Source organism: Promicromonospora sp. NPDC023805 (genome assembly GCF_040639635.1).
In the GTDB taxonomy this organism is placed as follows: domain Bacteria; phylum Actinomycetota; class Actinomycetes; order Actinomycetales; family Cellulomonadaceae; genus Promicromonospora.
Window position 1 is genome coordinate 16,986 of sequence record NZ_JBFAAH010000044.1, and the last position, 10,221, is coordinate 27,206.

The 10,221-nt window shown below is 69.4% G+C and carries 9 protein-coding genes; 4 read left to right on the top strand and 5 right to left on the bottom strand.

Annotated elements, in window-relative coordinates; translation table 11 throughout:
- Positions 1-7: 7 nt before the first annotated feature.
- Positions 8-637, top strand: a complete 630-nt coding sequence (locus tag AB0F70_RS26435) for a superoxide dismutase (RefSeq protein WP_357455940.1) — start codon at positions 8-10, stop codon at positions 635-637.
- A gap of 197 nt (positions 638-834) precedes the next feature.
- A complete protein-coding gene (locus AB0F70_RS26440; RefSeq protein ID WP_357455943.1) occupies positions 835-2,511 on the top strand; it encodes a cytochrome bc complex cytochrome b subunit in 1,677 nt (558 codons plus the stop codon).
- Positions 2,512-2,523: 12 nt separating this feature from the next.
- Here AB0F70_RS26440 and AB0F70_RS26445 read toward each other — a convergent pair whose 3' ends face one another.
- From AB0F70_RS26445 to AB0F70_RS26460, 4 genes are all read right to left on the bottom strand, one after another.
- Positions 2,524-2,805, bottom strand: coding sequence for an Lrp/AsnC ligand binding domain-containing protein (locus tag AB0F70_RS26445; RefSeq protein ID WP_116676031.1), 282 nt, complete (start codon positions 2,803-2,805; stop codon positions 2,524-2,526).
- Entirely contained in the window at positions 2,799-4,595 is a 1,797-nt protein-coding gene (locus AB0F70_RS26450; RefSeq protein ID WP_357455946.1) for a DEDD exonuclease domain-containing protein, read from the bottom strand. Before AB0F70_RS26450 ends, AB0F70_RS26445 begins: the two co-directional genes overlap by 7 nt.
- A 36-nt stretch (positions 4,596-4,631) precedes the next feature.
- Complete coding sequence (locus AB0F70_RS26455; RefSeq protein ID WP_357455949.1) at positions 4,632-5,462, bottom strand: phosphoribosylaminoimidazolesuccinocarboxamide synthase; 831 nt, start codon at positions 5,460-5,462, stop codon at positions 4,632-4,634.
- A gap of 83 nt (positions 5,463-5,545) precedes the next feature.
- Positions 5,546-6,310: a lysophospholipid acyltransferase family protein gene (locus tag AB0F70_RS26460; RefSeq protein ID WP_357455952.1), complete on the bottom strand. Its 765-nt coding sequence runs from the start codon at positions 6,308-6,310 to the stop codon at positions 5,546-5,548.
- Positions 6,311-6,366: 56 nt separating this feature from the next.
- On the opposite strand from AB0F70_RS26460, the gene AB0F70_RS26465 reads away from it, so the two are divergent.
- Positions 6,367-6,975 carry a hypothetical protein gene (locus tag AB0F70_RS26465; protein WP_357455955.1) on the top strand — a complete coding sequence of 203 codons (609 nt, stop codon included), beginning with the start codon at positions 6,367-6,369 and terminating at the stop codon, positions 6,973-6,975.
- Positions 6,976-7,097: 122 nt separating this feature from the next.
- On the opposite strand, the gene AB0F70_RS26470 is transcribed toward AB0F70_RS26465, so the two are convergent.
- Positions 7,098-8,042 carry an ROK family glucokinase gene (locus AB0F70_RS26470; protein WP_116676022.1) on the bottom strand — a complete coding sequence of 315 codons (945 nt, stop codon included), beginning with the start codon at positions 8,040-8,042 and terminating at the stop codon, positions 7,098-7,100.
- A gap of 165 nt (positions 8,043-8,207) precedes the next feature.
- On the opposite strand from AB0F70_RS26470, the gene AB0F70_RS26475 reads away from it, so the two are divergent.
- The gene (locus tag AB0F70_RS26475; RefSeq protein WP_357455959.1) at positions 8,208-10,040 is read left to right on the top strand and encodes an AMP-dependent synthetase/ligase; all 1,833 of its coding nucleotides are present in this window, start codon (positions 8,208-8,210) and stop codon (positions 10,038-10,040) included.
- Positions 10,041-10,221: the final 181 nt, after the last annotated feature.

Here is a 10,221-nt window from a genome sequence, read left to right on the forward strand (position 1 = left end):
CTCAGCAATGGCTGTTTACACGCTCCCTGACCTGACCTACGACTACGCCGCGCTCGAGCCGCACATCTCGGGCAAGATCATGGAGCTGCACCACTCCAAGCACCACGCGACGTACGTCAAGGGCGCCAACACTGCCCTGGAGCAGCTCGAGGAGGCCCGCGAGACGGGCAACCTGGCGAACGTCAACAAGATCGAGAAGGACCTCGCGTTCAACCTCGGTGGTCACATCAACCACTCGATCTTCTGGACGAACATGGCACCCGCGGCCGGCGGTGAGCCCACCGGCGACATCGCGAGCGCGATCGACGAGCACTTCGGCTCGTTCGAGAAGTTCAAGGCGCACTTCACCGCTGTCGCCGCCGGTGTGCAGGGTTCCGGCTGGGCAGTCCTGGCCTGGGACTCCATCGGCCAGAAGCTCGTCGTCGTCCAGCTGTTCGACCAGCAGGGCAACATCCCCTTCGCGCTCACCCCGGTCCTCATGCTGGACTGCTGGGAGCACGCCTACTACATCGACTACCTCAACGTGCGCCCGGACTACATCAAGGCCTGGTGGAACCTGGTGTCCTGGAGCAATGTCTCCGAGCGCCTGGCCCGCGCCAAGACGCAGACCGCTGGTCTCATCGTCGCGTCGGCCTGACGCGGTCTGACCGTCTGATCGCCTGACCAGATCCGGCGCACCGCACGGGGAGATCCCCGTGGGTGCGCCGGATCTGTCGTGTCAGGGATCGTCCGGCTATTTCGTCGTCAGAGGTGGAAAGGTACGCCCGGATCGGTGTCTACTGGAGAGGCACGGTCAAGCAGCAGGCGCGTATCTCCTACCTCAGGGGTGACGACGTGGCAAAGCACCAGCGTCCTACCGGAGTTGGCAAGGTCGCCGACTATCTGGATCAGCGCACGAGCATCGGCATGCTCGTCAAGGAGTTCGCGCGCAAGATCTTCCCGGACCACTGGTCCTTCATGCTCGGCGAGATCGCCCTGTTCTCGTTCGTCGTGCTGATCGCGTCGGGATTCTTCCTGACGATGTTCTTCGATCCGTCGATGGCGCTGGTGCGCTACGAGGGTGAGCACCCGGCCAACGTGCACGGGCAGCTCATGTCGGCGGCCTTCCACTCCACGGTGGAGATGTCGTTCGAGGTGCGCGGCGGTCTGCTCATGCGGCAGATCCACCACTGGGCGGCCCTGATCTTCGTGGCGTCCATCGTGCTGCACATGTTCCGGATCTTCTTCACCGGTGCGTTCCGCAAGCCGCGCGAGGTCAACTGGCTGGTCGGGGCCATCATGCTGATCCTCGCGCTCGCCGCCGGTTTCACCGGCTACTCGCTGCCCGACGACGTGCTGTCCGGCAACGGTCTGCGCATCATCGACGGCGTCGTGAAGTCGATCCCGTTGATCGGCTCGTTCATGTCGTTCCTGGTGTTCGGCGGCGAGTTCCCCGGGCACCACATCATCCCGCGGCTCTTCACCCTGCACATCTTCGTGATCCCCGGCCTGCTGATCGCCCTGATCGCCCTGCACCTGTTCCTCATGGTGCTGCAGAAGCACACCCAGTACCCGGGCGGCGGCCGTACCGACAAGAACGTGGTGGGCTACCCCGCACTGCCGGTGTACGTGGCCAAGATGACCGGCAACTTCTTCATCATCGCCGGTGTGCTGACCCTGATGGGCGCCACGATGGCGATCAACAACGTGTGGAACTACGGTCCCTACGACCCGTCGCCCGTCTCGGCGGGCACCCAGCCGGACTGGTACATCCTGTTCGTCGACGGCGCCCTGCGGCTCATGCCGGGACCGGGCTGGGAGTGGGTGATCGGCGGCTACACGCTGAGCATGAACCTGCTGATCCCGGCACTGATCGTCCCGGGGATCCTGTTCACGCTGCTGTTCGGCTGGCCGTTCATCGAGGCCAAGGTCACCGGCGACCACCGCGAGCACCACGTGCTCGACCGCCCCCGCAACCGGCCGGTGCGCACCGGGATGGGCGTCGCCCTGCTCGTCGCGTTCGTCGTCTGTGCTCTGGCCGCGACCAACGACCTGATCGCCACGCACTTCTCGCTCGACATCTTCGCGATCACGTGGGTGCTGCGGGTGCTGCTGTTCGTCGGGCCGGTCGCTGCGTTCTGGGTGACGAAGCGCGTGTGCCTCGGGTTGCAGCGCAAGGACCGCGAGCTGGTGCTGCACGGGCACGAGTCCGGCCGCATCGTGCGGTTCGCCAACGGCGAGTACGTCGAGGTGCACACCCCGCTCGACGAGGAGGAGCGCTGGCTGCGCGTCAACTACCAGTCGCCCGCACCCCTGGAGATCGCGCCGCTCACCGACGCTCGGGGCGTGCGGCGCAAGGGTTATCGGTCCGAGCGCCGCTGGCAGCGGCTGTCCCAGTTCTTCTACGAGGACCGCGTCTCACCCGTCACGCCCGCCGAGCTGGCGGCGGCGCACTCGCACGGTAAGCACGACGAGATCGAGGCGAAGGAGCCGACCGGCGCCGGCACCGCCGTCGGACAGCCGAAGAAGTAGCGGGCGTAGGGGTCAGTCGTCAAGCCCCAGGGCGAATGCCTGCTCCAGGTCCGCCTTCGAGAAGGCGCGGAAGGCGATGAGGGTCTCGGTGTTCTGCACCCCGGGCACCTTGTTGACGGCGTCGGACACGACTCCGGCGAGCTGCTCGTGCTCGGGTACGCGCACGATCGCCACCAGGTCGGTCTTGCCGGTCACGGAGAAGACTTCGCTCACTCCGTCGATGTTCGCGACCTCCTGCGCGACCTCGGGGATGCGGGACGTCTCGGCGTCGATGAGGACGATCGCGGTCAGCATGCCGTCATCGTATCCACGTGCGGCGGGTTCCCGGGTTCCGGAACGCCGTCGTCCGCGCCGATCTCGGTGCGCACCCGGTCCGACGCCCAGGTCAGCTCGGCGTGCGCCCCTGCCGCGCGTACCGGACAGGCCCAGGTGTCGCTGAGCTGCACGAGGCGCACGCCGGGGGAGTCGAGCCAGGCGATCAGGAGGTCGGTCTCCTCCGGGTGTGCCGCGGGCGCCGGAGGGACGGGGGGCTCGACGTGCTCAGCGGTGGTGCGCAGTGCCGAGACCAGCGGAAGGGGGTTGACCCCTGGTTCTGAGACGTCGGTGGCCGCGAGCCGGCCGTGCTTGATCACCACTATCTCCCAGCCGCCGGGGCGGCCCGGTGCGTCGCCGATACCGGAGGGGCGGGCAGCGACCAGCTCGGCGCACGCCGCGAGGGGCGCCAGCTTCTGCGCCCGGTGCGCACCGGAGACGAACGCGCGCAGCCGCCGGGTGACCTCGCCCGCCTCCTCGTACCGCTCCTGGTGGGCGAGCATGGCGATCCGGTCCGAGAGCGCGCGCACCACCGGCGACGGATCACCGGTGAGGGCGCTGCGGGCGGCGTCGGCCACCTGCTCGTAGGACGTGTCCGGGCCTTCCGTCGCGATGCACGGGGCGGAGCAGCGGCCCATGCCCGCCAGGGCGCACGGGCTGCCGGGCTTGCGGGAGACCAGCGGGATGCGTGCGGTGCACTGGCGCAGGTTGAGGGCGTCGTGCAGCGCGTGCACGGCTTCCTGCGCGGTGCGCCGGGACGCGAACGGGCCGATGTGCAGGGCGCCGGCCACCACGCCGCCCACCACGGAGAGCCGCGGGTACGCCTCGTCGGTGAGCCGTACCCAGGAGTGCCGCTCCGGGAACTTCGACCGCCGGTTGTAACGAGGCGCATGCTCGGTGATCAGCCGCAGCTCGCGCACCTGCGCCTCCAGCGGCGTCGCGCACGCCACCGGGGTGACCCGCTCGGCGATGCGCACCATCTCGGTGATCCGCTTCCGCTTCTCGGCGGCGGTGAAGTACGACCGCACCCGCTTGCGGATGTTGACGGACGTGCCGACGTACAGGACCTCGTCGCCCGGTCCGCGGAACAGGTACACGCCGGGCGTTGCGGGCAGGTCGTCGGCGAGGTGCCGTTTGCGGCGCACCTCGGGCGGCACCGGGTCGGCGGCCGTGGCCAGGTCTTCCAGGTGCGTGATGCCCATGGGCGCGAGGCGGTCGAAGAGCGCGTGCAGGACGTCCACGGTCGCCCGCGCGTCGGCCAGCGCGCGGTGGTCGGGGGAGACGCTGGCGTGGAACAGGTTGGCGAGCGTGGACAGCTTGTGGTTCGGCGCCTCGTCCCGGGTGACCAGGCGCCGGGCCAGCGGCACCGTGTCGACGACGGTGAACCCGGGCCACTCGTAGTCGAGCCGTGCGCACATGGCCTTGAGGAAGCCGACGTCGAACGGCGCGTTGTGTGCCACGAGCACCGCGTCGCGCGCCCACTCCAGGAAGCTCGGCAGCACCAGCGCGATGTCCGGCGCGGTGGCGACCATGGCGTTCGTGATCCCCGTCAGCCGCGCGACGAACGCGGGAACCGGCTGACCGGGGTTCACCAGCGACTGGAACTCACCCAGCACCTCGCCGCCGCGTACCTTCACGGCGCCGATCTCGGTGATGCCGCCCTCTTTGGCGTTCGTGCCGGTGGTCTCGAGGTCCACCACCACGAAGGTGACGTCCCGCAGCGGCGTGCCGAGCTCCTCGAACGTGGCTTGGTACGCAGACGTGGTGCTCACGCCGAGCACGCTAGCGGCCACCACTGACACTGCGGGTCAGGTCCAGCGGTCGCCCGTCAGCTGTTCGTAGATCTCGAGGTAGCGGGCGCGGGTCTCCGCGACGACGTCGGCGGGGATCTCCGGGCCGGGGTAGGTGCGGTCCCAGTCCGTGAGCGTCGAGGACCAGTCGCGCACGAACTGCTTGTCGTAGGACCACTGCCCGCGACCGGGCTCGTACTCACTGGCCTTCCAGAAGCGCGAGGAGTCCGGCGTGAGGACCTCGTCGGCGAGCGTGAGGACGCCGTCGGCGTCGGTCCCGAACTCGAACTTCGTGTCGGCGATCAGGACGCCGCGCTCGCGGGCGATCTCGGCGCCGCGGTCGTAGATCTCCAGCGACAGGTCACGCAGCCGGTTCGTCGTCTCCTCGCCCAGGTCCTTGGCGATCTCCTCGACGGAGATGTACTCGTCGTGGCCCTCGTCCGCCTTGGTCGACGGCGTGAAGACGGGCTGCGGCAGCCGGTCGGCCTCGACCAGTCCTGACGGGAACGCGACGCCGGACACGCTGCCCGACTCGCGGTAGCTCTCCAGCCCGCCGCCCGCGAGGTAGCCACGAACTATGCACTCGACGGGGACGATCTCCAGGCGCTTGCAGCGGACCGCGCGGCCCTTCCACTCCTCCGGGACGTCCTCGCTGATCACGTGGTTGGGCACGAGGTCGGCGAACTGCCGGAACCACCACAGCGAGATCTGCGTGAGGATCGCGCCCTTGTCGGGCACGGGCGTCGGCAGCACGACGTCGTACACCGACACACGGTCGGAAGCCACCAGGATTACGTCGTCGCAGTCCGCGTAGACCTCGCGAACCTTGCCCTTACGGATCAGTTCCACGCGGCCAAGGTTAACCCGCGAGCCGGGTCTGCTCAGGCGTGTCCATCGAAGCCGCAACGGTTGCGCTCACAACCAGGAGGGGGTCAGCGGGTGGGGCGCTGCGGCTTCTCCACCTCCGGGAGGGGCAGGCCGCCGGGGCCTTCCTCGGACGCGGGGGGCAGGGGTTCGCCGCGGGCCATGCGCTCCTTGGCGCTGGCCGCGTACGCGTCGACGTACTCCTGGCCGGACAGGGCAAGGATCGCGTACTCGATCTCGTCGGCGACCGCGCGCAGCACGAACTTGTCGGTCTCCATGCCCTTGTACCGGCTGAAGTCGAGCGGCTCGCCGATCACGGCGCCGAGCGGCATGAACGTGGGCAGGCCGCGCCCGGGCGGCTGGGCGACGTCGGTGTCGACCATGGCGACGGGGATGACCGGGGCGCCCGACTCCAGCGCCATCCGGGCCACGCCGGTCTTCGCCTTGTAGAGGCGGCCGTCGGGGCTTCGGGTGCCCTCGGGGTAGATGCCGAACAGGTTGCCCTCGCGCAGCACGCGCAGCCCCGTGCGCAGCGCGGCCTCGCTCGCGGCGCCGCCGGAGCGGTCAACCGGGATCATGCCGATGCCCGTCATGAACCAGGCCACGACCTTGCCCTTGATGCCCTTGCCCGTGAAGTAGTCGGACTTGGCCAGGAAGGTCACCCGGCGCGGGATCAGGAGCGGCAGGATGAACGAGTCGATCACCGCGAGATGGTTGCTCGCCATGATCGCCGGGCCCGTTCGCGGCACGTTCTTGGCGCCGATGACCCACGGCTTGTACGCGAGGCGCAGCCACGGGCCGACCAGCAGGTTCCGCATCACCCAGTAGAACAAGATTTCCTCCTCCAGACCCGGCCCCGCGGGCCCCCCGACGACAATAGAGTGTGCCCATGGCCGCATCGAACACCGACGACCGAGACGACGACGTGCCCGGCGACACCCCACGCGAGCTGGGCGACGACGACGTGGCCTCGCGCTGGGCCGACATCGTCGCAACCCTCGGCGACCTGGGTGCCTCGCGGGCCGACGGCGCGGCCGACGACCCGGAGAAGCCCGCCGAATCCTCTCAGACTTCGCGGCCGGATGACGAGAGCACCGCCGACGACGGCGTCGGCGACCGTATCGAGGGTCGTGCCGGTGACCGCTCCGACGAGCCGGTGGCCGGGTCGCGCGTGATCCTGCCCGCCGGCCCGCGCGACTGGCCGCTGACGCCGGAGATCGAGGCGCTCGAGGAGGCGGAGTCCCACTTCACGCCGCCGGAGCCGCCGCCACTGATGTCGCGCGACCCGCTGCTCACGATGGCCTGGAGCTTCGTCGTGGGTGTTCCCCTGCTGGCCCTGGTCGGGATGATCGTGTCGGCGGCGATGTCGTCGGTGTCGATCCCGCCGCTGGCCGGGCAGATCGGCCTCGGCCTGTTCGTGACCGGCCTCGGCGTGCTGATCTGGCGCATGCCGCACCAGCGGGACCCGGACGACGACGGCCCGGGCGCCGTCGTCTGAGCCGGAGCGGAACCGCAGGCTCAGACGACCAACAATGTCGTCTGACGCCGCAACACGCCGTAGAAGACGTCAGAAGCTCAGTTCACCCGGGTGAACTGAGCTTCTGACATATCGGCGACGGTTCAGCGGCGGGCGAGGTCCGCCGCGCCGACGATGCCGGCCTCGTTGCCGTGCTCGGCCAGCTCGATCTTCGCCACCGGCCGGTGGCCCATCGCGGACAGCTGGGCCTCGAAGCCCCGCCGCACCGGGCCGAGCAGCAGCTCGCCGGCCGCGCCCACGCCACCGCCGATGACGATGAGCTCCGGGTCGAGCAGGGCCGCCACCGACGCCGAGCCCTCACCGATCCAGCGCCCGAGGGTGGCGAGCAGCTCGATCGCGAGCTCGTCGCCCTCCTGGGCGGCCTGCGTCACCATCTTGCCGCGGATCCCGGCAGGGTCGCCGCCCGCGAGCTCCAGCAGCCGCTTCGCCTGCCCGTCGCGCGCCACCGCGGCGTGCTGGGCGTCGCGCTCCAGCGCGCTGCCCGACGCGTACTGCTCCCAGCAGCCCTCGTGGCCACAGCCGCAGTAGTGCCCTTCCGGCACCACACGCATATGCCCTACCTCGGCGGCCATGCCCCATTTTCCGCGCACGAGCTCCCGCTCGGAGATCACGGCGCCGCCGAGTCCGGTGCCGACCGTGAGCATGAGCATGTCGGTGGCGTCGCGGCCCGCGCCGAACCGGAACTCGGCCCAGCCCGCGGCGTTCGCGTCGTTCTCCACGACGATGGGCAGGTCGGCGTCGACCAGCTCGGCCACCTTCGCGGCCAGCGGGTACTCCCGCCAGGCGATGTTGGGGGCGAAGTTCACGGACGTCCGGTCCGGGCTGACGAAGCCCGCTGCGGCGAGCCCGATCGCGCCGACCTCGTGCTCGCGGACGAGCTCGTTGCAGGCGTCGGCGATCGCCTTGTCGATGTGCGCGACGTCGTCGGCGTCGGTCTCCCGGCGTACCTGGGCGAGGATCTTGCCCTCCTCGTCGACGACTCCCACAGCGATCTTCGTGCCGCCGATGTCGACCCCGATGGCGTGCATTCGTCCTCACGTTCTCTCGTTCGCACGACGGTCGTTGAGTCCGTCGAGAAGGGGACTGCACCGAAAGGTGCACAGAACCAGGGTAGCGACCGCCCGGAGTGCAACACGCGGCGTCCGTTTCCCGGTATCTTTGCAGGCACGGTCAGTACTGCCACTGGAGTCAGAATGGACGAGATCTTCAGCCCGATCCTCATCGAGCTGCCCCCCACCTCCAATCTCAACGATGTACTCGCGGATCGTGTCGGCGCTGGTGCCGACAAGCCGATGATGGAGGTCCCGGTCGGCAAGGGCGAGCCCTGGCGCGTCGTCACGGCCGGCCAGTTCGACGCCCAGGTGGTTGCCGTGGCGAAGGGCCTCGTGGCCCGCGGTATCGAGCCCGGCGACAAGGTCGGGATCATGTCCCGCACCCGGTACGAGTGGGCCGTGCTGGACTTCGCGGCCTGGGCCGCCGGCGCGGTGCCCGTACCGGTCTACGAGACCTCCTCGGCCGAGCAGGTCGAGTGGATCCTGTCCGATGCCGACGTGAAGCTCGTCTTCACGGAGACCGCGGCCAACGCCGCCACAGTCGAAGAGGTGCGCGCCGCCTGCCCCCACGTGACCGACGTGCTCGTCATCGACGACGGCGCGCTGGACGCGGTGGCGGACGGCGGAGTGGACGTGCCCGACGCCGAGATCACCCGCCGCCGGGGCCTCGCAGGCATCGACGACCTCGCCACGATCATCTACACCTCGGGCACCACTGGCCGCCCGAAGGGTGCCGAGCTCACGCACCGCAACTTCGCGTCGCTCGCCGTGAACGCCGTCGAGGCCGTGCCGGAGGTGTTCGCCAAGGACGGCGGACGCACCCTCCTGTTCATCCCGATGGCGCACGTGTTCGCGCGCTACGTCCACGTGCTCGCCGTCGCGGGCGGCGTGGTCACCGGGCACTGGGGCGACACGACGACGCTGGTCGACGGCCTGGGCGAGTTCAGGCCCACGTTCATCCTCGCGGTGCCGCGCGTGTTCGAGAAGGTCTACAACACTGCCGAGCAGACGGCGGCGGCCGGCGGCAAGTCGAAGATCTTCCACTGGGCCACGGCGACGGGTATCGCGTGGTCGCGCGCGCTCGACACGCCGTCGGGCCCGAGCCTGGGCCTGAAGCTGCAGCACTCGGTCGCCAGCGCGCTGGTGTTCTCGAAGCTGCGGGCCAAGCTGGGCGGCCAGGCGGAGTTCGCCGTCTCGGGCGGCGGCCCGCTGGGTGAGCGCCTCGGTCACTTCTACCGTGGTCTTGGCCTCACCGTGCTCGAGGGCTACGGCCTCACCGAGTCAACGGCCCCGGCAACAGTGACCCGCCCGACGGCGACGAAGATCGGCACGGTCGGCCCGCCGCTGCCTGGCTGCTCCGTCAAGATCGCGGCGGACGGCGAGATCCTCCTCAAGGGCCAGAACATCTTCCGGGGGTACCACAACAACGAGGCCGCCACCGCGGAGTCGTTCACCGAGGACGGCTGGTTCCTCACCGGCGACCTGGGTGTTCTGGACGGCGACGGGTTCCTCACGATCACCGGTCGCAAGAAGGAGATCATCGTCACCGCGGGCGGCAAGAACGTGGCGCCCTCGAACCTCGAGGACCGGATCCGGTCGCACGCCCTGGTCAGCCAGTGCGTAGTGGTCGGCGACAACAAGCCGTACATCGGCGCGCTCGTGACGCTCGACGCCGAGGGTCTGCCGGGCTGGCTGAAGATGCACGGCAAGCCCGCGCTGTCCGTGGCGGAGGCCCGCAAGGACCCCGACGTCCTGGCCGCGCTGGACGAGGCGGTGCAGCGTGCCAACAAGGCGGTCTCGAAGGCCGAGTCCATCCGCAAGTACGTGGTGCTGGCGGACGACCTGACCATCGAGAACGGATACCTCACGCCGAAGCAGAGCGTGAAGCGGTCGGTGTTCCTGAAGGACTTCGACGCGGACGTCGAGCGTCTGTACGCGGACAAGAACAAGGAGAGCCTGCACCTCATCGGCTGAGGCTCCTCGGCCGGCCGCTGACTTCGGCCGGTTGCGGTGGGGCGGCGTGACTTCGGTCCGTTGCTCTGAGATCGGTCAATCAAACGACCGATCTCAGAGCTGCTCTTCGCGGAGCGCGGGACCTTCGCCAGTGCGCGCCCGATGCTCACCGAGCTACTGACGGACCACCCGGCAAGCGATC

What these genes read in the sequence shown, in the direction of transcription:
- AB0F70_RS26435 (WP_357455940.1), top strand. Translation starts at nt 8, where the DNA reads ATGGCTGTTTACACGCTCCCTGACCTGACCTACGACTACGCCGCGCTC.
- AB0F70_RS26445 (WP_116676031.1), bottom strand. Translation starts at nt 2,805, where the DNA reads ATGCTGACCGCGATCGTCCTCATCGACGCCGAGACGTCCCGCATCCCC.
- AB0F70_RS26465 (WP_357455955.1), top strand. Translation starts at nt 6,367, where the DNA reads ATGGCCGCATCGAACACCGACGACCGAGACGACGACGTGCCCGGCGAC.
- AB0F70_RS26470 (WP_116676022.1), bottom strand. Translation starts at nt 8,042, where the DNA reads ATGCACGCCATCGGGGTCGACATCGGCGGCACGAAGATCGCTGTGGGA.
- AB0F70_RS26475 (WP_357455959.1), top strand. Translation starts at nt 8,208, where the DNA reads ATGGACGAGATCTTCAGCCCGATCCTCATCGAGCTGCCCCCCACCTCC.